Source organism: Acidisoma silvae, from assembly GCF_020618775.1.
GTDB lineage: Bacteria > Pseudomonadota > Alphaproteobacteria > Acetobacterales > Acetobacteraceae > Acidisoma > Acidisoma silvae.
This window is the reverse complement of the sequence record NZ_JAESVB010000010.1, coordinates 1-23,784: the sequence shown is the minus strand read 5'-3', so window position 1 is coordinate 23,784 and position 23,784 is coordinate 1. Positions and strand designations below refer to the sequence as shown.

General features: G+C 61.4%; 19 protein-coding genes and 1 pseudogene. 13 read left to right on the top strand and 7 right to left on the bottom strand.

What is annotated here, in order from left to right; all coding sequences use genetic code 11:
- The first annotated feature begins 416 nt into the window (after positions 1–416).
- From ASILVAE211_RS17860 to ASILVAE211_RS17850, 3 genes are all read left to right on the top strand, one after another.
- Positions 417–1,889, top strand: a complete 1,473-nt coding sequence (locus ASILVAE211_RS17860) for an O-fucosyltransferase family protein (RefSeq protein ID WP_227322714.1) — start codon at positions 417–419, stop codon at positions 1,887–1,889.
- Positions 1,890–2,080: 191 nt separating this feature from the next.
- Complete coding sequence (locus ASILVAE211_RS17855; RefSeq protein ID WP_227322713.1) at positions 2,081–4,423, top strand: penicillin acylase family protein; 2,343 nt, start codon at positions 2,081–2,083, stop codon at positions 4,421–4,423.
- A gap of 71 nt (positions 4,424–4,494) precedes the next feature.
- Entirely contained in the window at positions 4,495–4,860 is a 366-nt protein-coding gene (locus ASILVAE211_RS17850) for a hypothetical protein (RefSeq protein WP_227322712.1), read from the top strand.
- 42 nt (positions 4,861–4,902) lie between these two features.
- Here ASILVAE211_RS17850 and ASILVAE211_RS17845 read toward each other — a convergent pair whose 3' ends face one another.
- From ASILVAE211_RS17845 to ASILVAE211_RS17830, 4 genes are read right to left on the bottom strand one after another with little or no spacing between them, the layout of a single operon-like run.
- Positions 4,903–5,676, bottom strand: coding sequence for an enoyl-CoA hydratase-related protein (locus ASILVAE211_RS17845; RefSeq protein ID WP_227322711.1), 774 nt, complete (start codon positions 5,674–5,676; stop codon positions 4,903–4,905).
- Entirely contained in the window at positions 5,673–6,563 is an 891-nt protein-coding gene (locus ASILVAE211_RS17840; protein ID WP_227322710.1) for a 3-hydroxyacyl-CoA dehydrogenase family protein, read from the bottom strand. The genes ASILVAE211_RS17845 and ASILVAE211_RS17840 overlap by 4 nt, the downstream gene beginning before the upstream one ends.
- A 5-nt stretch (positions 6,564–6,568) precedes the next feature.
- Positions 6,569–8,110 carry an HAL/PAL/TAL family ammonia-lyase gene (locus tag ASILVAE211_RS17835; RefSeq protein ID WP_227322709.1) on the bottom strand — a complete coding sequence of 514 codons (1,542 nt, stop codon included), beginning with the start codon at positions 8,108–8,110 and terminating at the stop codon, positions 6,569–6,571.
- Between the two features lie 17 nt (positions 8,111–8,127).
- Positions 8,128–9,267, bottom strand: coding sequence for an acyl-CoA dehydrogenase family protein (locus ASILVAE211_RS17830; protein ID WP_227322708.1), 1,140 nt, complete (start codon positions 9,265–9,267; stop codon positions 8,128–8,130).
- 85 nt (positions 9,268–9,352) lie between these two features.
- Between ASILVAE211_RS17830 and ASILVAE211_RS17825 the strand changes: the two genes are divergently transcribed.
- The 8 genes from ASILVAE211_RS17825 (at position 9,353) to ASILVAE211_RS17790 (ending at position 18,352) form a co-directional block, all read left to right on the top strand.
- Positions 9,353–10,270 (top strand): LysR family transcriptional regulator, encoded by a 918-nt coding sequence (locus ASILVAE211_RS17825; RefSeq protein WP_227322707.1) that lies wholly within the window; start codon positions 9,353–9,355, stop codon positions 10,268–10,270.
- Positions 10,271–10,362: 92 nt separating this feature from the next.
- Positions 10,363–12,033 (top strand): urocanate hydratase, encoded by a 1,671-nt coding sequence (gene hutU, locus ASILVAE211_RS17820; RefSeq protein WP_227322706.1) that lies wholly within the window; start codon positions 10,363–10,365, stop codon positions 12,031–12,033.
- A 1-nt stretch (position 12,034) separates the two neighbouring features.
- Positions 12,035–13,396, top strand: a complete 1,362-nt coding sequence (locus ASILVAE211_RS17815; RefSeq protein WP_227322705.1) for an MmgE/PrpD family protein — start codon at positions 12,035–12,037, stop codon at positions 13,394–13,396.
- Positions 13,396–14,574 carry a CaiB/BaiF CoA transferase family protein gene (locus ASILVAE211_RS17810; protein WP_227322704.1) on the top strand — a complete coding sequence of 393 codons (1,179 nt, stop codon included), beginning with the start codon at positions 13,396–13,398 and terminating at the stop codon, positions 14,572–14,574. The genes ASILVAE211_RS17815 and ASILVAE211_RS17810 overlap by 1 nt, the downstream gene beginning before the upstream one ends.
- A gap of 22 nt (positions 14,575–14,596) precedes the next feature.
- Positions 14,597–15,796 carry an oxidoreductase gene (locus ASILVAE211_RS17805; protein ID WP_227322703.1) on the top strand — a complete coding sequence of 400 codons (1,200 nt, stop codon included), beginning with the start codon at positions 14,597–14,599 and terminating at the stop codon, positions 15,794–15,796.
- Positions 15,797–16,088: 292 nt separating this feature from the next.
- Positions 16,089–16,925: a transporter substrate-binding domain-containing protein gene (locus tag ASILVAE211_RS17800; protein ID WP_227322702.1), complete on the top strand. Its 837-nt coding sequence runs from the start codon at positions 16,089–16,091 to the stop codon at positions 16,923–16,925.
- A gap of 54 nt (positions 16,926–16,979) precedes the next feature.
- Positions 16,980–17,585, top strand: coding sequence for an amino acid ABC transporter permease (locus tag ASILVAE211_RS17795; RefSeq protein WP_264478954.1), 606 nt, complete (start codon positions 16,980–16,982; stop codon positions 17,583–17,585).
- Complete coding sequence (locus ASILVAE211_RS17790) at positions 17,582–18,352, top strand: amino acid ABC transporter ATP-binding protein (protein WP_227322700.1); 771 nt, start codon at positions 17,582–17,584, stop codon at positions 18,350–18,352. The genes ASILVAE211_RS17795 and ASILVAE211_RS17790 overlap by 4 nt, the downstream gene beginning before the upstream one ends.
- Positions 18,353–18,400: 48 nt before the next feature.
- Here ASILVAE211_RS17790 and ASILVAE211_RS17785 read toward each other — a convergent pair whose 3' ends face one another.
- Positions 18,401–19,714: an NtaA/DmoA family FMN-dependent monooxygenase gene (locus ASILVAE211_RS17785; protein WP_227322699.1), complete on the bottom strand. Its 1,314-nt coding sequence runs from the start codon at positions 19,712–19,714 to the stop codon at positions 18,401–18,403.
- A complete protein-coding gene (locus tag ASILVAE211_RS17780; protein ID WP_227322698.1) occupies positions 19,715–20,701 on the bottom strand; it encodes an arginase family protein in 987 nt (328 codons plus the stop codon).
- Between the two features lie 169 nt (positions 20,702–20,870).
- Between ASILVAE211_RS17780 and ASILVAE211_RS17775 the strand changes: the two genes are divergently transcribed.
- Entirely contained in the window at positions 20,871–21,809 is a 939-nt protein-coding gene (locus ASILVAE211_RS17775; RefSeq protein ID WP_227322697.1) for a LysR family transcriptional regulator, read from the top strand.
- Positions 21,810–22,327: 518 nt separating this feature from the next.
- Here the strand turns inward: ASILVAE211_RS17775 and ASILVAE211_RS17770 are convergent.
- Positions 22,328–23,461, bottom strand: a pseudogene (locus tag ASILVAE211_RS17770) (type IV secretory system conjugative DNA transfer family protein); the annotation flags it as partial.
- Positions 23,462–23,522: 61 nt separating this feature from the next.
- Here ASILVAE211_RS17770 and ASILVAE211_RS17765 point away from each other — a divergent pair.
- The coding region (locus tag ASILVAE211_RS17765; RefSeq protein ID WP_227322695.1) for a transposase at positions 23,523–23,784 on the top strand (262 nt) is incomplete at its 3' end.

Below are 23,784 nucleotides of genomic sequence, written 5' to 3'. Positions count from 1 at the left end.
TGAAGAATGAAATTATGGTTTACCGTGCCTAATAATACGTTAGGCGAGAGTTGCCTTAATTCAAGCCGCTCGCCTGTCTGCCTCGAACCAGATGCGAGGCGCAGGCGGCACCCCAAATTTCCAATGAGGAGCTAAACACAACGCAGATTTATTGGTGGCTCGGCCCGCCGCTGATCAGGGACCAAAGCGCCGGTGGCGAAGTTCGAAATTTCGCCTATCTCAGAAAAGTCGCGCTGGGTTGTCCCGCTATGGCTTCGTTGACCCAAGTTATCCAGCCGCAGGCGGGTACTCCATATGTGACTTTGAAGGCAAGGTGTGTGCGGCAGAGATGCCGCCAGACGGCCTGTCCTTGTAAGAAGGCGGCCATTGAGTAAGATTGCTGTTGAGATGGACTTTTATCCAAAGGACCGTGGCGCATGTTGCCAGACCAATTGCAGTTGGGCGTGCCACAGTCGGATGAAAGTGAGGTTTCGGCCCCTCAGCAAGCGCTAAATTATAATGCCTTCGACGTTGGCTTAAATAACCAAAAGATGGCCCTTTTGGGCCTGTTTCACAAAGCAAAGGAGTTGGGTGCCGGCGTTATTTTGCCGGATCTTTCGATTTTCAATCCAGCGAGTGGCATTCACGGACAAACGTCGCTTGACTCCGTTTTTCCTGTCGAGCCTCTCTACCGCTTTGCTCGCGCCTATCGCATTCCCATTTTAGATGATCGGCAGATAGAGACGATTAGCGCTTTCGAATGTTTCACCCGGGGAGGGAGTCTTGTTGGAGCAGCCGGTGCCAAGGGAATGGTGGCGTTAGATGAATTTTCCGGACATTTTTTTTCTGGCTTGCAACCAAGACTAGCAGAAGCGCCCGTGCTTCAATATCTCAAGCACGAGGTATTCCGGAAGAGGCAGGTAAAGGTTGTTGTGCAGCTTCGCATTGAAAAAGATTGGACGGCTCATTTTGAAAGAGCCCAGCAATCAAATCATGATTTTGGCGAAGACAATACACTGAATTTCAATGAGATTTTTTCAAAAATCACAAAATCCATGCCAGACTTGGGTGGAGTGCTTTATGTCGTTTGCGATGAAACGAACCTTCCAGTCAGTAAAGATGAAATCCGCGAGGCAGTTCTCCAGCGACATGGCATCTCTATTCTATGGAAGTCTGATGTTTTAACGACATCAGATATTAATGCGCTTTCGTTGCTTGAGCAGTCCGTTATCGATTTTGAAATGGCCTTGGAGGCCCCCTGTTTCATTGGTATGAGCCGTTCTACCTTTTCAAATATGGCAGGGTTAGAAAAATTCTATCGGCGCCGATCAGCCTTGCAGCATCATTTCATATATAATCTGCGAGGTGAGCAACTGGGCCGCCGATATGACAATGGTTCATATATTGTTCCGGCGACCGTCTGTGATCCTTTGTTGGCTCGCGTGCCATTGGCCCCGCCGCACTATGCCGACGTTGTTTTTCCCATTACATTAATCGCGCATATTTCGACTCATGGTGATTTTACAACTGAGTCAGCTTTGTCTGGCGGGGCATACGGCAATCCTCTGTGCTGTGGTCAACGCGGAGACACTGCAAAACGAACTATAGAAGGATTCAGCTTCACGTCCCAGCTGGCGGATCTTGGGATTGAATATCGTGCCCAACTGGATGATGGAACTTGGACCGAATGGCTTACCCAAGGGAGATTTGCTGGCGCGCGTGGTCTAAGTTTGCCGCTCCGCGGATTTAGTCTGCGCATGACGGGGGCATTGTCGCTGAACTACGTTTGCTACCTGATCGCTAGTTTTTCAGGCAAGCCTGACCTGGTGCAAGTCGAGGAAGGGCAAGACTGTGTGGCGGAGACATCACACTCCCTTGAGGCAATGCAGATTGTCTTTCGGCGTCGTTAACCTGGGTGTGTACGGATGTCATGCACCCTCTGCGCCATCCTTGGTAAAAGCCCGCGCGCCGTTATTTCGAGGCGCGCCTTATCGCAGGGCGGTCGTTCGTGTCGCCGAAAATAGGCGTGGCTTGACCTTGCAGTGCCAAGCCGCTTTGCTTGGCTCCGGCTCTGCACGGCTATTGCCGGAATGGACGGATAATGAACGAAGAAGCGCTTGCGGTCAGCGGTCTCGCCGCACCGGTCTCTATCGCGGTGGATCATTGGGGTATTCCCCATATCCGGGCCGAGAACCTGCAGGATCTTTTTTTCGCCCAAGGCTTCAATGCCGCGAGAGACCGGTTGTGGCAGATCGATCTATGGCGCAAGCGCGGGCTCGGCCTTCTCGCCGCGGATTTCGGCCCCGGCTATCTGGAGCAGGATCGTGCGGCGCGCCTGTTCCTCTATCGCGGGGATATGGCAACGGAATGGGCCTGCTACAGCCCCGACGCGCAGGATATATGCACATCCTTCGTCGCCGGCATTAATGCTTATATTGATCTTGTGGCGCAGGAACCGTCGCGGCTGCCCCTTGAATTTATGGAATTCGGCACGCAACCGATGAAGTGGCAGGCGGAAGACGTGGTGCGTATCCGCAGCCACGCTTTAATGCGCAACGCCCTTTCCGAGGTGACGCGGGCGAATGTCATGGCGGCAGCCGGCGCCGAGGCCGATTTGCTGCGCCAGAATCTCAATCCGCCAAAGACGCCAGACATTCCCGAAGGTCTCGATCTCAGCTCCATCCCCATGGCTGTTCTCGACACCTTCAAGCTTGCTTTGCTTCCCGTGAACTTCGGACGCGACCGGCTTGACGCGACAATCGGCGAGGCGGAATCCTGGCGGAAGGTCACTCCGCTGGGTGATGTGATACGCGAAAGTAACGGCCAGGGGTCAAACAACTGGGTTATCGCCGGTTCGAAGACGGAAACCGGCCGGCCCATTCTCGCGAATGATCCCCATCGCGCGCATGCCGTGCCGTCCTTGCGCTATATCGTTCACCTGTCCTGCCCGGAATTCGACGGCATCGGCGCAGGCGAGCCAGTCGTCCCTGGTTTCATGGCAGGCCATAACGGCAGGATTGGTTTCGGTCTCACCCTGTTCTTCGGGCCGGACGAAGAGGATGTGTATGTCTATGAAACGCATCCCGACGACCCGGACCTTTACCGCTACGGGGACGGATGGGAGCGCATGGTTTTGATCACCGAAAATGCACTGGTGAAAGGGGCACACGATCAGACGTTGCGCATGAAATTCACGCGCCACGGCCCGGTTATTCACGAGGACCATGCCGTGCGCCGCGCCTATGCCGTGCGTTCTATCTGGTTCGAACCGGGATCGGCGGCCTATTTCGTCAGCATCTCCGCCATGCGCCGCCGCAACCATGCGGAATTTGCCGAGGATATGAAGCGTTGGGCGGTTCCGGCCGTCAATCAGGTCTATGCTGATATCGAAGGCAATATCGCCTGGCTCGTCGCGGGATACAGCCCTATCCGCGCGAACTGGGATGGCTTGCTGCCGGTGCCCGGAGATGGGCGCTACGAATGGCAGGGCTTTTATCGTGCAGGCGACCTACCGCATGCCCTTAACCCTGAAACCGGCTTCGTCGCCACCGCCAATGAGCAGAATGTGCCCGCGGATTGGCACCTTCCGGCGGAAGACATCGGCCGCGAATGGATTGAATCCTCGCGCGCGGGGCGGATCGCTGAGGTCTTCGCTGAAACCGAGCTTCATTCCGTCGACACATCCTGTGCCTTGCAGACGGATTTGGTCTCTTTACCCGCGCGTCGGTTGGGCAGGCTGCTGGCCGGCCTTGCGTCCGACGACAGGGCCATCGGCGCCGCGCTGGATCTGTTGCGCGGGTGGGACGGCATGCTGGCGGCTGACAGTGCGGCGGCAGCGCTGTCGGAAATCTGGTGGTCCAAGCATCTGCGGCCTGCGGTTATGGCGGTGAAAGTGCCGGATCCCGCTATCCGCGCCCTGATGGGCGTGGGCGACGTGGATGCCATTCTGCGCCGGTTGGAGGGCCCGCAGGGTTTCTTTGCCGTGCCGGCGATGGCGCGGCGCGATGCCCTGCTGCTGGAAACGCTTGGCGCTGCTTGGGCGGAATGTGTCGCTCGGCTGGGCGAGGACTCTCAGGTCTGGACCTGGGGGGCGCTCCACCATGGCTATTTCGAGCATGCGCTTGCCGGTATCCGCGGCACGACGGCATTCGATGTCGGCCCGCTGCCGATGGGCGGCAGCGAATCAAGTCCCATGAATGCGATGTATCGCTATAGCGATTTCCGGGTGACCCTCGGTGCGTCTTATCGCATGGTTCTGGATGTCGGTGACTGGGATAACAGCCGTTGCATCAATGCGCCCGGCCAGTCGGGCGATGTGCGATCATCGCATTATGGGGATCTTGCGGCAGCCTGGTCGCAGGGTTCCTTCGTTCCTCTGCTGTATAGCCGTGACGCGGTCGATGCGGCGACGGAGTTTCGTATCCGACTTGTGCCAAGCCCCTAAGGGACAAAAGGCCGGTCGCCCAGCCAGGCTTATCTAGCCGACATCTATTGCTTTTGAACGATGTTCCTATTATGTTCTCATCGGGTGAGGCTAAAACCGACGCCTTGCCCGGTCTGGTCGGAACCAATTGTCAGAGGCAGTTGAAAATGGCGGATAATCGATGGAGCCGTGGACATCGTGGACGGCGACGCGAAAGCGGCAGGCCAACGGAGATTGAGAAATACATTGTCGCTCAGAAAGTGCGCGTTTTTTGTGCTTTGGCCGAAGGTGAGCGCGGTTTTGGGCCGGCGGTGCAAAGCCGGCCGAAGGAAGCATATTTGGCGACCGAGCAGTTATTGCGCCAATATGACGCAGTAGCGGGCGATGCGCGGTTCGGGCGTGAACAGCGTGAGGCGGCGGCATTCAGGGCAAGTGCCATCCGCATGCGAGTAGGGTGACCGATGACTCCGGAAACTCACACGGCTTCATGATCTGCCGCGTTATTCTCCCTTGAATATTGGTTTGCGTCTCTCTTTGAAGGCCAGCATCCCTTCGGCGCGATCCTCGCTCGCGGCCATCAGTGCGGAAAGTGAGCGCTCGTAGCGTATGCCGGCGGACAGCGGCATCTCGAAACTCTGGAGCACGGCCTGTTTGGCAGCACCTAAGGCGGTCGGGCTCGCGGTCGCGATACGGGTGGCGAGGCCGAGCGCCGTCGCGTCGGCCTCACCCTTGGGCGTGAGCGTACTCGCGATGCCCGTGCTGAGCGCCTCTGTCGCAGTGAGCCTGCGCCCGGCCAGGATCATTTCCATGGCCATGGACTTGCCAACGGCGCGCACCAGTCGCTGCGTGCCACCCGCGCCCGGAATGATGCCGATGCCGGTCTCCGGCAGGCCGAAGACGGCGCTTTCGTCACAGACCACGATGTCGCAGATCATCGCCAGTTCCAGCCCGCCGCCCAGCACATAGCCTGCCACAGCAGCAACCAGCGGCTTGGCGATGAGCGTCACCGCATCCCACAATTCACTGAACCCGCTGTGATAGAGTTCAATCGCCCCCGCCGAGGCGAGATTGCCGATATCGGCTCCCGCCGCGAAGGCCTGCATATCGCCCGAAATGACGATGGCGCGGATAGCAGGATCGGCATCGAAATTCCGCAAGCCAGCGACGAGTGCTTCCAGCATCGGCCGGTCCAGGGCATTGCGCTTGGCCGCCCGATCCAGGATGACCTGACCCACCGGCCCATGGCGGAGGATGCGAACTTTGCCGTCGCTCATCGGGCTCTCCGCGCGTTCAGAAGCTGCACCGTCTCGTCTCGGTCCGCCTTGGCCGCTCGGGTCTCTTTCTCTGTCCAGTCATAGAAACCACGCCCGGCCTTGGTGCCGAGCGCCCCTTCCGCATTCAGGCGGGAAACAAGCGGCGGCACGCCATCGGCTTGCGACAATGCGGACATGAGCACGGCCGAGACTTTCGCAACCGTATCCAGCCCGGCGAGGTCCATCAGCCGCAGCGGCCCGGCGGAGGACCAGCGAGGGGCGAGGGTGGTTTCCACCGCGCGATCGACGTCCGCGATGGACGCGATGCCGTGCTCGACCAGGTGCAGCGCCTCGCGCAGCATGGCGTATTGCAGGCGATTGATGACAAAACCGGGAATGTCGGTGTTCACCACTATCGACTCTTTGCCGAGGCTGGCGCAGAGCGCTTGCGTTGCAGCGACCACGGCGTCTGTCGTGTCAGGTCCGCGCACGATTTCGATCAGCGGCATGACGGCAGGCGGGTTGAACCAGTGCATGCCAACCAGCCGTTCGGGCGCCGCCATGCCTGCGGCGATGCTGCCGATGGGAACGGAGGAAGTATTGGTGGTGAGGAGGCAATCCGCTGGCACCAGGGATTCCATGCGCGCGAAAAGATCGCGCTTCAGGGCTGGATCTTCTGCCACATTCTCGCTCACGACGCTGGCGCCGGATAGCGCCTCGTCCAGAACGCATATCGTATCGATTCGCCCGGCCCAGGCAGGGTCGAATCCCGCGCGGGCCAGGGCCAGTGTTGCCGCGCTGCGCGAATAGAGGGCCACGGCATAGCCGTGGCTCGCGAAAACCCCGGCGATGCCGGCCCCCATGGTACCAGCGCCGATGACGGCGATACGGGAAGTCTGATTGGTCATCTTGTCTATGCTCCCCAATAGCTTGGCAGGCTTTGTGCCACTGTGGCCGCGAGGTCACCGCTGTCCATCAGGATGCGCATGGCCGCAAGATCGGGCTGCATCGGCCGGTCCGTCGTGCGGCGGGCAATCGCCGTGCGAATCACCGCATGGCCAGCACCGGTGCCGCGGCCGGGCGCGCGGGGGGCGTGGAATTCCAGCCCGTCCGCTGCGCAGAGCAGTTCGATGCTGAGGATATCGGCGAGATTCTCAGCCGCCTGGCGCGCCTTGCGTGCGGCGGCCACGCCCATGGAGATGTGATCCTCCTGGCCGGCGCAGGTGGAGAGGGAATGCACGCTGGCGGGGGCCGCCAGCATGCGATTATCGGCCGAGAGTGCGGCTGCCACGTAAGGCGGGATCATAAAGCCGGAATGCGCGCCGCTGCCGTCGCCCAGGAAGGCGGGCAGGCCGCTGAGATGCTGATTGGTCAAGCGATCGGACCGCGCCTGGGAAATCGAGGAGAGGGCGGCAATGGCGGTAGAGAGATGATCGAGAGCGAGGGCCGTGGGCATGCCATGGCCATTGCCACCACCCGAAAGGGCCGCAAGCGCCCCGTCCTCGATGAAGAAGACAGGGTTGTCCGTCACGCTGTCCAATTCGATTTCCACCACGCGGATGGCATGGGCCAGCGCGTCGCGCACGGCGCCATGTACTTGTGGAATGCAGCGCAGGCTCAAGGGGTCTTGCAGGCGGTGGTCGCGATGGGCGGCGATGATGGCGCTTTCGGCTAGAAGTGCGCGCAGATGGGCGGCGGTTTCCGTCTGCCCGGGATGCGGGCGCAGTTGGTGCAGCCGGGCATCATAGCCGCGCAGATTGCCGCGCATCGCCTCTGTGCTCATGGCCCCCGCCAGGTCGGCGAGGGGCAGCAGCGCCTGCACGCGCGCCAGGGCCAGCGCGCCGAGCGCGGTGATCTCGCAGGTATTGCTGATCAGCGCATGGCCTTCGCGGGCGCCGGGCGCAATGGCGGAAATGCCCGCGCGGGACAGCGCATCTGCCGCCGGTAGCAACACGCCCTCGTAATAGGCCTGGCTTTCACCGAATATCGCGAGGCCGATATGGGCGGTTGCGATGAGATAGCCCACAGACCCGCCGGAAGGAGACCAGGGCGTGACCCCCCGGTTCAGCATCGCCGCCATGGTTTCCACCAGACCGGGCGACACGCCGCTGGCGGCTTTCAGAAAGGCTGCCATCAGAACCAGCATGGTGGCCCGCACGGCCGGCACATCCATCGCGGCCCCGACGCCGCTGGCATGGCTCCGCAAAAGGTTCATCTGAGCGGCGGCTAGTTCCTCAGGCTTCAGCGCCACGGTGTAGAGATCGCCGACCCCGGTGGTGAGGCCGTAGATCGGCTGCCCGCTCTCCACGGCCTGCCGCACAAGGGCATTGAGGGCACGCATCCCTGTGAGCGCTGCGGCATCGATTGTCACAGGCGCGCCGTGGGCCACAGCCGCGACATCGGCCACGGTGAGGGGGGAGCGGCCGAGTGGCACGGCGGGAAGCGGGCGCGTCATGACAAGCTCTCTTTGTCTTATTTCAGCAGATTGCGCGCGATGATGTTGCGCTGAATTTCGGATGATCCTTCATAGATGCGCATGATGCGCGCATCGCGCACCAGCCGTTCCAGTCGCATGGCGCGGGCATAGCCGTAGCCACCGTGCATTTGCAGGGCTTTGTCCGTCACGCGGCCCGCCATTTCGGAGGCGAAGAGCTTCGCGATGGCGGCTTCCTGGCTGAAACGCTGATGGTTGGCGCGAAGCGAGGCCGCGCGCAGGCCCAGCAGCCGTGCGGCGTCCAGATCGGTCGCCATATCGGCCAAATACCATTGCAGGCCCTGGAAACGCGCGATCGGCTCCCCTTCCACCTCACGCTGCTTTACCCAGGCGATGGAATCTGTAAGCGCCGCCTGGGCGATGCCGGTGCAGGTGGCGGCGATTTCGACGCGGCCATTGTCCAGCACTTTCATGGCCGTGCGGAAGCCGCTGCCTTCCGGCCCCAGCAAGGCATCCGGCGGCAGCAGGCAGTTGTCGAAGCTGACCTCGAAGACATGGCCGCCGCGCAACCCCATGGTGGGTTCCGGCGCGCCGACCGTAAGTCCGGGTGTGCGCCGGTCGACCACGAAGGCGCTGATGCCACGCGCGCCGGCCGCCGGATCCGTGAGCGCGAAGACGGTCAGGAAATCGGCGTGACCCGCATTGGAGATGAAATGCTTGACGCCCGACAGGCGAAAGCCGCCATCGGCGGTGCGTTCGGCCTTTGTGCGCATATCGGCGGGGTTGGAGCCGGCGCGCGGCTCCGTCAGCGCGAAGGCGCCCAGCCGGCGGCCGGCGGCCGCATCCGGCAGCCATTGCCGGTGCTGGTCCGCGCTCCCGCCAAGCAGGATCGTGTCCGTCGCCAGAAAATGGGCCGTCAGCATGGAGGTGGTGGACGCACAGGCACCGGCCAGCGCTTCGACTGCCAGATAAAGCGCGACGGGAGAGACGCCTGCGCCGCCCCATTCCGCCGGCAGATTCATGCCGGTCAGGCCGATATCGGCCAAAGCTTGCAGATGCTCGCCCGCGAAGCGCTCTTCCGCGTCGATAGCCTGGGCCCGGGGCGCGACCACGTCCTGCGCGAAACGGCCGACGGTTTCGGCGATAGCCAGATCATCTTCGGTGCAAAAGGGGCTCATAGGTCACTCGTCGAGATTGTTCGCCCGAGATTGACGGAGGTTTTTGGATTAATAAAATATATGATCTTCATAGATAGGATAAGAAGTGGCAATTCAGTTTTCTCTGCGCCAATTGTCCTATTTCGTCGCGACGGCTGAGGCTGGCAGCACTTTGCGCGCCTCGGAAACGCTCCACGTCTCCCAGCCGGCGGTCTCGGTCGCCATCGGCCAGTTGGAGCAAAGCTTTGGCCGCAAGCTGTTTGTACGGCGGCACGCGCAAGGCGTGGATTTGACGCCCTTCGGGCGGCGGAAGCTGGCCGAGGTGCGGCAATTGCTGGCCCATGCCAATGCGGTCGCCGGAGTCACGGACGGGCCGGAACTGTCCGGCGAGCTGGAGATCGGTATTTTTTCGACCCTCGCCGCGGCCTATGCGCCTGGCCTGTTGCGGGCCTTCGCGACGCGTTACCCGACGGTGCAAATTCGCATGCGGGAGGCGAACCTGGACCAGATTCACAGGGATCTGGAAGGCGGCGTCATCGAACTTGCCTTGCTCTACGATATCGACACGTTCGGCAATATGAAGCGCATACCGCTCGCGACCTTCCAGCCTTATGCGCTTCTGCCGGAGAGCCATCCGCTGGCCCGCGCGCCGGCCGTCTCGCTCAGCGATCTGGCGGCAGAGCCCTTCGTGCTGATCGACCTGCCGCATAGCCGCGACTATTTCCTGTCGTTATTCCGTATGGTGGGTGCCATGCCGACGCGCGTGATCCGCTGCACCTCCATCGATACGCTGCGCGGCATGGTGGCGCATGGCTTCGGTTGCAGCATATTGGTGACACGCCCCTTCGGCGACCATGCCCATGACGGGCGGCCGTTTGCTTGCCGGCCGATCATCGAGTCCGTACCGCCGCATCGCGCGATCATCGGCCATTCCGTGGGTGCGCCTTTAACGCCCCTGGCAGAAGCCTTCATCGAGACCGCCCTGACTTTCTTCAGCGGCTATGCGGAGGCGCAGTCTGCATAGGTTTTTATTATTCAACATATGAGAATTCGCTAGTTTTTCTTATTGTTGTCCCAGGCCTATCGTCCCTCACGTGTTTTGCAGAGGGGGCTTCCGTGACGGCAAGTTTGCCAAATAGCCGCAGCATTCGGGCGCCGCGCGGTCTGACGCTCAACGCCAAATCCTGGCATACCGAAGCGCCGCTCCGCATGCTGATGAATAATCTCGACAGTGAGGTGGCGGAACGGCCGGAAGATCTCGTCGTTTATGGCGGGCGCGGCAAGGCCGCGCGCAACTGGGAAAGTTTTGACCGCATCGTCTCGACCCTGAAGGCGATGGATGCGGATGAGACACTGCTCATTCAGTCCGGCAAGCCGGTCGGTGTTATTCGCACCCACGCCGATGCACCGCGCGTCTTGATCGCCAATGCCAATCTCGTCGGCAAATGGGCGACGGCCGAGGTTTTCGATGAATTGGAGCGGCGCGGCCTGATGATGTACGGCCAGATGACCGCCGGGTCTTGGACCTATATCGGCAGTCAGGGGATCATCGGTGGCACCTTCGAGACCTTTGTCGAGGCCGGTCGCCAGCATTATGGCGGCGACCTCTCCGGGCGCTGGCTGCTGACCGCCGGCCTGGGCGGCATGGGCGGCGCTCAGCCGCTGGCGGGCGTCATGGCCGGTTGCTCCGTTCTGGCGGTGGAGATGCGCGCGGAGCGGATCGAGCGGCGCATCGAAAGTGGCTTTCTCGACAAGCGCGCCGATAATCTGGATGACGCCTTGGCGCTGATCGAAACAGCCAGGCGCAGCGGCGCCCCCGTCTCGGTCGGGTTGATCGGCAATGCCGCTGAAGTCTACGAGGCAATCCTGTCGCGCGGCGTGATGCCGGATTTGGTGACCGATCAAACGGCGGCGCATGATCCGCTGCACGGTTATATTCCCGCAGGCTGGAGCATTCAGGATTGGGAGGCACGGCGGGAGAGCGATCCCGCTGGCGTGATCGCAGCGGCCAAAGCCACCATGGCGCGGCAGGTTCGGGCGATGCTGGCCTTCCGCGCGCGGGGCATTCCGGTTTTCGACTACGGCAATAATATCCGTCAGATGGCGCGTGATGCCGGGGTAGAGGAGGCTTTCGCCTTCCCCGGCTTCATCGCCGCCTATGTGCGTCCGCAATTCTGCCGTGGCCGCACGCAGTTCCGCTGGGTGGCGCTGACCGGCGAGGCGCAGGATATCGCAGTCTCCAGCAGCAAGTTGAAGGGCGTGGTGGCGGACTCCAGCTTCGCACGCTGGATCGACATGGCCGAGACGCGCATCCGCTTTCAGGGCCTGCCGTCGCGCAGCTACTGGATGGGCTTGCAGGATCGTGTGGCGGCAGGGCTCGCGCTGAATGACATGGTGGCGCGGGGCGAGGTTTCCGGCCCTATTCTCGTCACGCGCGACCATATCAGCTCAGGCTCCGTCGCCAGTCCCAATCGGGAGAGCGAAGGCATGCTGGACGGATCGGACGCCGTCTCGGACTGGCCGATGCTGAATGCGCTTGCTGCCTGCGCCAGCGGCGCCACCTGGGTATCGCTGCATCATGGCGGCGGTGTCGGCATAGGCTACTCCCAGCATGCCGGTTTCGCGGTTGTGGCGGACGGCACGCCCGATGCGGCACGGCGCTTGAGCCGTGTCTTGTCGAATGATTCCTCCGTTGCAGTCTTCCGTCACGCCGATGCCGGCTATGAGGACGCGATTGAGACCGTGCATCGCGAAGGGCTGGTCATGCCCTTCGCGATGCCGCGCTGACGTGTCGGCGCTGCGCACACTGGCGGAGTGGACAGCGTCTTTCGACGGCAATGCCATACCGGCAGCCGTGAAAGCTGTCGCCGTTACCTGTTTGGTCGATACGATGGGCGTGGCCATCGCAGGGGCCGCGACTGGCGTGGCTGTGCAGGCGCGGGCTTTCGCAGCCCGCCATGCGGCGCAGGGCAGCGCTTATGTGTTGGGCGGCGATGGTTTGCGGCTCGCCGTACCCGGCGCTGCCTTCGTCAATGGCACGGCGGCCCATGCTTTGGACTTTGACGATAATTGCTATGCCGGGATCGTGCATGGCTCGGCCATCATCCTCCCCGCGGCGCTGGCGGTTGCCGAGGCAATAGGCGCATCGGGGCTTGCCCTGCTGGCGGCCTTTATTGTGGGCTCAGAGGTCGAATATGCGATCGGTGAAGCAACTGGCGCCACGCTTTACGGACACGGCTGGTGGACGACAGGCGTTTTCGGCCCGCTGGGCGCCTGCGCCGCAGCCTGCTACCTGCTCCGGTTGGATGCAGACACAACCGGCCACGCGCTCGGCATCGCCCTGTCTGGCACGGGCGGGATGAAAGCCTGTTTCGGCACGGATGCGAAGCCGATCCTGGCTGGGCGTGCGGCGGAAGCGGGCGTTGTCGCGGCGCTGCTGGCGGCGCAAGGGCTGACCGGCCCTGTCGATGCCGTGGAACACCCGCGCGGCTTTGCCGCCATTTTCAACAAGGGCAATGCCGCATCCGTGGATATGCCAGGCGCGCGCTGGCGGTTATGCGACCCTGGGATCGATGTGAAGCGCATTCCGGTTTGCCTGTCATCTCATGCGGCGGTGGATGCGGTGCAAGCCCTTATGGTCGAACATAGCATCGCGTCAGATCAGATCAGTCGTATCGAGTGCTTTGTCCCGCCCATCGTTATCGCGAATCTGGTGCATGACCGGCCCCATACGCCTCAGCAAGCGCAGTTCAGTCTGAATTTCGCGGTGGCGGTGACAGCGCTGTTCGGCACGCTGACGCTGGCGCATCTGTGCCAGCGCGTGATTGCCGAACCAGGCGTGCAAAGCATGATGGCGAAAGTACAGATGCAGGCCGCCTCATGTTCCATCATGCAGCGTTTCAAAGCGCCGGAAGCGGCTCTTGTCCGCCTACACCTTGCCGATGGGCGGATGTTTGAGGCCTTGCGTGATCTCCCGCGCGGTGCGGCATCATTGCCGCTGAGCGCGACCGAGATCGACGCCAAATTTTTGGGCTGCACAGAAGCCGTGCTGGGCCAGCGTGCCGAGCCGTTGCTGCGCGGGCTGCGCGATGTGGAACAACTGCCTGCCGCATCCGATATTTTTGACGTCATGAAGAGCGAGGCTCGTTAATGGACCAACTTCCGCCGCCGCTTGCCGGAATTCGCGTGCTGGATTTCACCCGTATGCTGGCCGGCCCTTTCTGTACCGCTCTGCTAGCCGATGTCGGGGCCGATGTCATCAAGGTGGAAGGCAAGGAAGGCGATGACGCCCGTCATTTCGCGCCGCGCCGTGGCGGCGAGAGCGCCTATTTCATGCTCATCAACCGCAACAAGCGCTCCCTTACGCTGGATCTCAAAAGCGCCGAAGGTAAAAAGATCGCGCATGATCTGGCCGCGACCTGCGACATCGTGGTGGAAAACTTCAAACCCGGCGTTGCTGCCCGCCTTGGCGTTGACTATGAGACGCTGAGCGCCATCAATCCGGCCATCGTTTATGCCAGCATCTCGGGTTTCGGGCAAAGCGGTCCGTTTTCGCATCGCCCTGCCTATGACATCATCGCCCAGGCCATGAGCGGCATCATGAGCATCAACGGGCCTGTCGGTGCTGGGCCGACCCGCGTTGGCGAATCCATCGGTGATCTTGTCGCCGGCCTGCATGCGACATGGTCCATTCTGGCCGCGCTCAACGGCAGCAGACGAGATGGAAAAGGGCAGCACCTTGATATTGCAATGGTCGATTCGATTTTGTCCATCATGATTACGGCGCTGTCGCAATATCTGTTTACCGGAGAAGTGCCGACGCGCATCGGCAATGCCAATCCCATCAGCGCGCCGCTGGATAGTTTTGAGGCGAAGGACGGCGGCCTGATCATCGCGGTCGCCAATGACAGTCTGTTCGAGCGTCTGGCGCGTGCGATGGACATGCCCGAACTGCCACAGGATCCGCGTTTCGAGACCGATATCGCGCGCAAGGCGAATGAGGCGGCGCTGAAGGCGATCCTGGAAGGCTGGACTCTACGGCGCAGCGTGGAGGAGGTTGTGGCCAAGCTGGAAGCGGCGTCCGTTCCTGCTTCTCCCATTCTCTCCGTCGATCAGGCGATCAGCAACGAACATGCGCAGGCGCGGGGGCTTGTGAAGATGGCAGATCACCCGACAGCCGCGCGTATTCCGGTCGTGACGCAGCCGGTGCAGTTCCTGGGTGCGCGGATCGATCCGCCGCGCGCGGCACCGCTGCTGGGACAGCATTCTGCCGAAATTCTGGAAGAGCTTCGCCGTGCCATCGCCCAGGATGTTGCAAACCACGCGTAAGACCGTAGGGACGGAGATGATAATGAACGCGCAGCCGCTGCTCTTCACACCCATCAGCCTGCGCGGCGTGACTGTGCGCAATCGTGTGGTTGTCTCTCCCATGTGCCAGTATCTGTCGGTCGATGGCGGCCCGACGGACTGGCATCTGGTGCATCTCGGCCGCTTCGCCATGGGGGGTGCCGGTATCGTCTTTAGCGAGGATTCGGTTGTGGCGGCCGACGGCCGTACCACCCATCGCTGTGCGGGCATGTATGACGATCGGCTGATCCCGCAATACAGACGGATTACCGATTTCATCAAGGCATTGGGTGCGGTGCCGGCGGTACAGATCGGCCATACCGGACGATCCGCGTCGACGCGCGGACCGCTGGACGGTTTCGCGCTCCTGACGGAGAACGACGCCGCGCAAGGATTTGCCCCTTGGCCGCCGGTCTCGGTCAGCGCGGAGCCGCCGCGGGCGAGCGGACCCAATCCTCGGGTCTTGGACCATGACGATATCCGCGATCTGGTGCAGGCATTTGCGGAAGCCGCGAAACGCGCGGCGGAAGCCGGTTACGAGATCTGCGAAATTCACGGCGGGCACGGCTATCTGATCCACCAGTTTCTATCTGAAGGCAGCAACCGGCGTGATGACGGCTATGGCGGGGATCTGGCGGGGCGCATGCGTTTCGCGCTGGAAGTGGTGGAGGCCGTGCGCGCTGCTTGGCCTGATGACAAGCCGCTGTTTTTCCGTGTCTCAGCGGTGGAAGGGAAAGGCGGCAGCTGGGGCATGCGCGATAGCCTGCAACTGGGCCGAGAACTTCTGGCGCGCGGCGTTGATGTTATTGACTGTTCCTCAGGCGGAATCGGCGGTTCTTCCACCCTGGACGCCGTGCCGCGTGTGCCGGGATTTCAGACCAGCTACGCACGGCGCATCCGGCAGGCATTGGGCTGCACCACCATGGCGGTTGGTGGCATTCGCGACGGCCATCAGGCCGAGCGCATTCTGGCCGAAGGCTCGGCAGACCTGATCGCGGTCGCGACCGAGACGATGCTTGACCCCAATTGGGCGGTTCGTGCGGCGCGCGCCCTGGGCGTTGATGACTATTATTCGCTTCTGCCGCGGCATCATGCCTTTCGGGTGAAGCGCCGGGATGATCAGTTTAAGGCCTATCCACCGGGTTCGGCTGTGGCCATCCCCTATGAGATTGATCAAAGCGAGCCATACCGCTGGGGTGACTGAGCTCCCAGCGGTATGATGGCATCAGTCTGTCTTTCGGCCCGATAGAGCGACATTTGCGTGCTGGCCTAAAGGTTTCAAAATCGTAATTGGGTGCAATTGCTGTTTTTTGCACCAGTTTGCGCGGGGCGATGCACCGGATACCCGGTCGTGTTTCTAACCCTTACCATGGCAAGCGGGATGGATGGTGAGCGGCTTGGTGATGGCATGTGATTTGCTAAGCCATAAGGCAGAATTTTTCGCTTTCCTGCCGCTCTTCCCCCTGACAATTCTTTTCAAGATTTGGAGCTGCCTGATGGATAGACGCTCATTACTGCTGGGTGCCGGCGCCGCGACACTGGCGGGTTTGGCCGGTACGCGCATGGCGCGGGCAGATGCCCTGGCCGATGCCAAAAAGCGCGGCACGCTCATCATCGGCATGGAAGCCGCCTATGTGCCCTACGAGTCTTTTCAGAACGGAAAGATCGTCGGATATGACTGCGATGTCGCCACCGCGCTCTGCGACAAGATCGGCGTGAAGCCGCAATTCGTCGATACCGCCTGGGCCGGCATCATTCCGGCTCTATACGCGGGCAAGTTCGATTGCATCATCTCGGCCATGACGATCACAACGGCGCGGGCGCAGAAGGTGGCCTTCTCCATGCCCTACGCTGACGCAAGCAATGTTGTGCTGGCCCGCGCGGATGACAGCAGCATTACCTCGGCTGCCGATCTGGCCGGCAAGCCTATCGGCGTACAGCTTGGCAGCGCCGCCGCGACGGTGACGCAAGCCTATGATGCGACGCTTAAGACCGATGGCAAACCGGGTTTCTCTGACATCAAGCAATATGATCACTATCCCGAAGCCTATCAGGATCTTGCCAATAAGCGTACCGACGGCGTCGTGAACTCCATCTCTAGCCTGATGGTGGTGATGAAGGCGGCGCCGGGTCAGTTCAAGATCGTCGAGGGCCTGTCCACCGTTAAAGCCTATTTCGGCATGGCTTTCCGCCAGGACGACACGGCGCTGCGCGATCTGGCCAATACGACACTTGCCGGCATGAAGGCGGATGGCAGCCTCGCCAAGCTCCAGGACAAGTGGTTCGGTGGCACGATGGTGACACCGAATACCATTCCTGCCGTTCTGCCATAGGCCAGGGCGATGCGCGGTTTCGATTGGGCGGTCATTTGGTATGCCGTCCCGTATATGCTGCAGGGCGCGCTTGTCACGATCGAAATCTCGCTCTGTGCCATGGTTGTGGCAACGCTGGTCGGGGTGGTTTTCGGCCTGATCAGCGTTTCCGACTTCAAGCCGGCGCGGGCGGCGATCCGCGCCTATGTCTATTTCGTGCGCGGGACGCCCACGCTGGTGCAGGTGTTCCTGGTCTATTTCGCGCTGCCGCGCATCGGATTTGAACTCTCTGCCTTCTGGAGCGGCGTAGTGGCGCTCGCGTTCAACTCGGCAGGGTTCATCTCTGAAATCGTGCGCGGCGGTCTACAATCTATAGACGTAGGGCAGACCGAGGCAGCGCTGGCGATCGGTATGACCAATCGCCAGTCCACCATGTTCATCCTGCTGCCGCAGTCTCTGCGCCGCATCACACCGCCTTTAACCAATGAGCTGATCTCGCTGGTCAAAAGCTCATCCTTGCTTTCGGTGATCTCTATCGCCGAGTTGACGCGCTCGGCACAGGTCATCATCGCCCAGACCTTCACGCCTTTTGAGCTCTATGCCGCGCTCGCGGTCTACTACCTCGTCATCATCTCGGCACTGTCCTGGCTTTCCGAATATATCGAGAAGCGTTTAGCATGACCGAATCTCTCTTGCAGGTCAGCGGCCTGTCGAAATTCTTTGGGGAGGTTCCGGTTCTTGACCGGATTGATCTCTCGGTTCAGCCGGGCGAGATCGTGATGATCGTGGGGCCATCCGGCGCCGGAAAATCGACGCTTCTGCGCTGTATCAACCGGATCGAGCATCCGTCCGAAGGCACCGTGCTGATCGAGAACGTCAATATGGCGGGCGAGATGCGGAACGGGAAGCTGGTTCCCGATAGTTCGGTGACCACGGCGCGCAAGCGCCGGCGTGTCGGCATGGTGTTTCAGCGCTTCAATCTGTTCGGCCATCTGTCCGCCGTCGATAATGTCGCAATCGGATTGAAGCGTGTGCTCGGCGTGAAGAGCGCGGAGGCAAAGGCGCGCGCCGACAAGGAATTGGCGCGCGTGCGCATGTCACCACATGCCGCGAAGCGGCCATCGCAACTCTCCGGTGGCCAGCAGCAGCGTGTTGCGATCGCGCGCGCCATGGCGATGCAGCCGACTTTGATGCTGTTCGATGAACCGACCTCGGCGCTCGATCCCGAACTTGTCGGTGAAGTGCTGGAAGTTATTCGCAGTCTGGCGCAGGATGGCATGACCATGCTGGTGGTCACGCATGAGATGCAGTTCGCGCGCGATGTCGGCACGCGCATCCTTTTCATGGATGCGGGCCGTATCGTGGAGGATACATCGCCCGAGACATTCTTCACCAACCCGTCCCATAGCCGCGCCCGCGAATTTCTGCAGCGCAGCCTGAGGGCTTGAAACCTTTCTGGCCATCCGCTGCCGTGCAGCGGGTGGCCAGGATCTTCGCTAGAACGCCAAAAGATTATCGCGGAACTGCTTGTGCTCGTAGGTCGTGCGCACAAGGCCACGCTGCTGCAGTACCGGCACCAGCCCGTCCGTCACTTCCGCGACGCTCTTGCGGCTGACATCGGGAAGCGCGATCAGGTAGCCGTCGCCGCCCACTTCCTGCATGACTTCTTCCATCTGCGATGCCACCGTCTCGGGTGAGCCGACAAGATCGAAACAGGCCCCGGCATCGGTGAAATCAATAATGGCCTCTCGCAGCGTCTTCTTGCCGGCCCGACGCAGGAAGCCGGAGAGCGACGACTGGTGCCCATTGGTGGAAAGTTCGCTGACCGGCGCATCCCAGTCGTGGCCGGAAAAGTCAATATTGGTGGACCAGCCGAATTGTGCCAGCAGGCGGTCGACATTCTGCGCGGCGCCCGCCATGCGATCGGCCTTGCGGGCCTTGGCCTCTTCATCCGTGCGGCCCAGCACCGGGTAGATCATGTAGAGGATCTTGCAGCTGGACGGGTCACGCCCGACAGAGCGCATATGGTCATGAACTTCCCGTCGGTATTCCTTCATCGCTTCAATACCCTTGGGATGAGCGACGATGGTGTCGGCATATTTGGCGGCCGTCGCGCGGCCCTTGGCCGAACCGCCGGCCTGCGCGATGACGGGACGGCCTTGCGGGCAGGGACCGGAATTGAGCGGACCCCGGCTGCCGTAGAACTCGCCCTTGTAGTCGATCGTATGGACCTTCTCCGGGTCGATCAGAACGCCTGATTTGCGGTCGGCGACGATGGCGCCAGGCTTCCAGGAATCCCAAAGCTGCGTGACGATATCGATATATTCGGCCGCCATATCATAGCGCAGATCATGATCCGGCAGGCGGTCCATGCCGAAATTCATCGCGCCATAGTCGGAACTGCCGGTGACCATATTCCAGCCCGCTCGGCCGCCGGAAATTTGGTCCAATGTGCCGACGGTGCGCGCGGTCAGATAGGGGTGATAGGCGAAAGTCGACAATGTGGGCACAACGCCCAGGCTTTTCGTGGCTGCCAGCATCAGGGACGCGATGACGGATGGTTCCTGGCGCGGCACAGACATGCCGTTTTTCAAGAACATGTCGCGGCGATTTTCCCAGTTCTGACCGATATAGATCGAATCCTCGATGAGAATGTAATCGAAGGCGGCGCGGTCGATCGAGCGCACCAGATCGAGGAACATTTCAGCGGACATCCATTCTTCGCTGATATTGCCGGTCCAGGCCTGATTCCAGGCCTGGATGCTCGATCCTTGCAGAAACCAGGCGAGATGAAACTTGTCAGCGGCCACTTATAAACGCTCCGTCGTCAGATGTGTGTCAGCCCGGTCGCGCATCGCCGCCCACCAGGCTTGGTTGGAAATGAAACCGAGAAAACCGGTGACGATCAGCGCGCCCAGATAGGCGGTGGCGCTGGTGCCGATATCAAGCGGCGGATTGACCTCAACGAAATCGAAGCCGCGAATGCGGTGCCGCTCGGCAATTGCCCGCAGGCTGTCCATCAGATAGGTAAAGGTGAGACCGTCGGGCTCGCCCGAGACGCAGCCGGGCACAAGGGACATATCAAGCGCGTCGACGTCGATGCTGACATAAACGTCGGATCCTGCCGGCAGACACGCGGCGATGCCCTGCGGGCCCAGGTTGCGCGCTTCCGTCATGCAGATGACGCGATTCCCGTTCGCGCGCATCTCCTGCACCAGCGCGCGATTGGTGCGCAGGCCGCGAATGCCGATCTGGGTTAGAGACAGGCAGGTTGTCATGCCTGTGATATGGCGGAAGGCTTGCCCGTTGGTGCGGTTCAGATCCTCGGTAATCTCGGTATAGTCCTGATGCGCATCAAACTGGATGACATGCATCGGTGTGTCGAAGGCTTCGAAGACCGGATAGGTGATGGAATGATCGCCGCCCAATATGACCGGGAAAAGGCCGGCCTCCAGCATTTCCCGCACGCGGGCGGTGATGATTGCAAAGCTGCGCGCAGGATTGGCCGGCCGGATATCGACATCGCCGCAATCAACGATCAGGCCGCGCCGCAGTTCTTCCGCCAGATAGTCTTTATCCCGATCAGGATCGTAGAGAGGTTGGGTGGTGGAAAACCGCAGCGAATGTTCGCGAATGGCGCGGGGCCCCATGCGGGAGCCGGGCAGGAAGGGTGACCCTTCATCGAAAGGCACGCCCAGTATGCCGATGCGCGCGCCGGCATAGTCAGCGACGGTGGCCGCAATGCGCGCGCGCAGGAAGCTGGGTATTCCGGTAAAGGCCCGGTTGACGCTCATCATCGGGATTGTCCGGCCGGCAGATATGAAAGAGGCATGCGGTCCTGAGGCTTTGGAAGGATCGAGCATTCGATCCTCAGAATTCCTCTTTTGTGCAGGTGCGAAAACGACGAAGATGGCAATCAGGTTGCATTTTTCGCAACCGACTGAAATGTCTCATAAAGGTTAAGCAATGGGTCGGTTGCTGCTAGGGTCAGGGCGACAGATCGGTGGGCTGGCGGCCGGCGATATTCGCGATATGAGGCTGTTTCGCCAGATTGCGGATGCGGGCGGCATCACCGCGGCGGTGGAGCGCTTCGATCTGGAGAAGACCGCGCTCAGCCGGGCGGTCAGCGCCTTGGAGCAGCGGCTGGACGGCACGCTGTGTATTCGCGGTCCCAAAGGCTTTTCGCTCACGCCCTACGGGCAAGAGGTCTATGCCGCCATTTGCGGAATCGAGGATGCGCTGGATACGGCGCGCGCGCGCATCAACGGCGCGTACCGGGATTTTCAGGGCGAGGTGCGGCTTGGCATTACTGATAGCTGCCTGACCAATGAGGATGCGAAAATCTCGGATGCTATCGAGGTTTTCATGCAGATGGCGCCGGCTGTTCGGCTTTCCGTCAGTATTCACCCGCCTGATCAGCTGGCAGCCGCTTTGGAAAGCCGCGAATTGCATCTCGGCATCGTCTCCGCCGACCATAGCGGGCCGGCGCTGGCATCGACGCCGATCTTTACGGAAACCGCCAACCTCTATTGCTGTCCGCGTGCGGATGAGACGCCGCCGCAATTGGCACAATTATCCGGGCGTGGCTACGGCGTAGTGCTGCGGCGTTTCCGCAATGTCGGGCCAGCCCTGAGTTCCAGGCATATCGCGGCGGCTTGGACCGTGGAGGCGAGCGGGCTGGAGGCGGTGGCGACGCTGCTGAATACGGGGCGCTGCGTCGGCTTCATGCCCGATCACTATGTCACCGGCACACGCACGCGCCGGCCCTTCGTCATCGTTCCCGGTTCTGACGCATTGCGACTTGTGACGGTCTTCTCCGTGCTGACCGAAAAGGGTCGCATTGTGTCTCAGGCCGTCGCGGCCCTGCGGGATACCCTGATCAAAACGGCTCGTTTCAGCGCCTGATGAAGAGGAGGAGCCAGACCAACAGACTGAGGACGCTCAAGCGCGCCGTGCCGCAGCGCCAGCGTTGATTGGCTTCGTGCCGGGGTGGGCCACGATGAGCTTCAACGGACACCGTAAGCCAGGCAGGGCCGGACTATCGGAAGGCTCAGGGTTACCACCCAGGCGCAACCCCGGGAACATACGCGCTCAGCCGATGCTTAGCGGAGTTCCGGATATTCCCAAGTGGCCGGACCAGTCTGCCTGCGGATCTGAAATTTGAGTTTTTCCCACGGGATGTCGGTGCTGGGCAGAAAATCATCCTCCTTGGCTTTGTCCAGATAATATTGGGGATCAGCGCTCAAAATGCCTGGGTAGGTCAGCGCGCCAAAAAGTTGTCCATCCAGGAAACGTCGACGATTACTCCGCCCACTTCCATTATTTATTTCTTTCCAGGATTATTTTCTTACAAGCCATCCGCTTTTTTCTATCGGTCGGAGCTGTAGAAGCGCCGAGCGGAACGGGAACAACAAACAGCACCGTCATTGAGCGGCTTCCTCAGCCTGGTGCATGGGGTTTGGGTCGAAGCGGCCGGCATAGGGCCCGTCGGACAGGTAGTTGAGCCGATCGAGGAGATAGGGTGCTTCCCCGGAGATCATGACGATCGGCCGGGTGGGTCCGAGCCGCATGACCTCATCCGGGGTCATCAGAGACCGACCTTGGAGGTGCTCGCCGGAGCCCGCCGACCCACCGCCGGGCCGCGTGCTGAAACCGGTCTGAGAGGACTGGCTGCTGGTCCGGTAGCGAATGGTGAACTGTCCCAGGGCATCGCTGAGGTATTTGGCGGTGTCGTAATCGGCCGTTCCGAAGAACTGCTGGGTGGTATTGGCCAGGAAGCTCTGCCAGCGCGGATAAACGGCCTTGAGCTGGGAGAGATCCTGCACGAAGAGCCAGAATTGCGCCCCGTAGCCGCGGAGCATGGTGATGTTATCGGCGAGGCTATCCATGCGGCCGAGCTGACCGAATTCGTCCAGGAAGAAGGCGACCCTCGCCGCTGGTTTGCCCTGAGCCGGGCGCCCCTGGGTTACCGTCATGGCGTCGATGGCCAGACCGATGAAGCCGCGCACGAAACCGAGGCAGGCGCGCAAGCGATCCGGGGGCAGGGCAAGATAGACCGTCATGCGCCGCCGCTTGAGGTCGCGGAGATCGAAGTCGCTGCGGTTGAAGGCGCGGGCGAGGCGGGGATCGTCCAGCCAGGTTGTGTGACGGACGAGGGTGGAGAGAACGGAGCCACGTTCTTTCTCGGGGCGGTTGAGATGGGCGGTCGCGCTGCGGGCGACGATCCGGTGGCCGCGGAGCGGGTCGGCCAGCATATCGGCATGCACCTCTGCCCATTCATCCTCGGAACCGGTGAGGATGGCGCGGAGCTCGCTCATGGAGCGCTGGTCAGGCGGCAAACCGGCGACATAGATCAACAAGCCGCGGAGCAGCTCGCGCGCCGTTTCTGTCCAATGCGGATCGGTCTCCCGGCCGGTGGAGACCACCAGCATCTCGGCCATGGCACCGGCCAAGGCGACGACATCCGGATCCTCGGGGTCGAGCGCATCGAGCCAGTTCATGCTGTGGCTTGGCGCGCCCGTGACACCGAAGGGGTCGATTACAAACACGTCCTGACCGGCCTTGGACTTGCTTCAGAAAAGTGGAGGGCTCCTACTGGCATAGAGGAGTTATCCAGGCATGGCGCAACGATTTACGCAGGAGTTTGAAGACGAGGCGGTTCGTCTGGTCCAGACGAGCGGCCGGACGCGGCGGGAGATAGCGAATGATCTTGGCATCGGCTTGTCGACGCTGACGCGCTGGTTGTCCCGCCGCCGGGACCGGGAGATGGATGAGCCGGAGCGGCGACCACCGGGTGAGGATGCCGCCGCCGAGCTAAAGCGGCTTCGGCGAGAGAATGAAATTCTTCGCCAGGAACGCGATACCCTGAAGCGTGCTACCG

Bases quoted from the DNA above. Each gene is read 5' to 3' on its own strand.
- ASILVAE211_RS17830 (WP_227322708.1), bottom strand. From the start codon at position 9,267: ATGAGCCCCTTTTGCACCGAAGATGATCTGGCTATCGCCGAAACCGTC.
- ASILVAE211_RS17800 (WP_227322702.1), top strand. From the start codon at position 16,089: ATGGATAGACGCTCATTACTGCTGGGTGCCGGCGCCGCGACACTGGCG.
- ASILVAE211_RS17790 (WP_227322700.1), top strand. From the start codon at position 17,582: ATGACCGAATCTCTCTTGCAGGTCAGCGGCCTGTCGAAATTCTTTGGG.
- ASILVAE211_RS17855 (WP_227322713.1), top strand. From the start codon at position 2,081: ATGAACGAAGAAGCGCTTGCGGTCAGCGGTCTCGCCGCACCGGTCTCT.
- ASILVAE211_RS17835 (WP_227322709.1), bottom strand. From the start codon at position 8,110: ATGACGCGCCCGCTTCCCGCCGTGCCACTCGGCCGCTCCCCCCTCACC.
- ASILVAE211_RS17860 (WP_227322714.1), top strand. From the start codon at position 417: ATGTTGCCAGACCAATTGCAGTTGGGCGTGCCACAGTCGGATGAAAGT.
- ASILVAE211_RS17840 (WP_227322710.1), bottom strand. From the start codon at position 6,563: ATGACCAATCAGACTTCCCGTATCGCCGTCATCGGCGCTGGTACCATG.
- ASILVAE211_RS17850 (WP_227322712.1), top strand. From the start codon at position 4,495: ATGTTCTCATCGGGTGAGGCTAAAACCGACGCCTTGCCCGGTCTGGTC.
- ASILVAE211_RS17795 (WP_264478954.1), top strand. From the start codon at position 16,980: ATGCTGCAGGGCGCGCTTGTCACGATCGAAATCTCGCTCTGTGCCATG.
- ASILVAE211_RS17845 (WP_227322711.1), bottom strand. From the start codon at position 5,676: ATGAGCGACGGCAAAGTTCGCATCCTCCGCCATGGGCCGGTGGGTCAG.
- ASILVAE211_RS17805 (WP_227322703.1), top strand. From the start codon at position 14,597: ATGAACGCGCAGCCGCTGCTCTTCACACCCATCAGCCTGCGCGGCGTG.
- ASILVAE211_RS17810 (WP_227322704.1), top strand. From the start codon at position 13,396: ATGGACCAACTTCCGCCGCCGCTTGCCGGAATTCGCGTGCTGGATTTC.
- ASILVAE211_RS17780 (WP_227322698.1), bottom strand. From the start codon at position 20,701: ATGATGAGCGTCAACCGGGCCTTTACCGGAATACCCAGCTTCCTGCGC.
- ASILVAE211_RS17775 (WP_227322697.1), top strand. From the start codon at position 20,871: ATGGGTCGGTTGCTGCTAGGGTCAGGGCGACAGATCGGTGGGCTGGCG.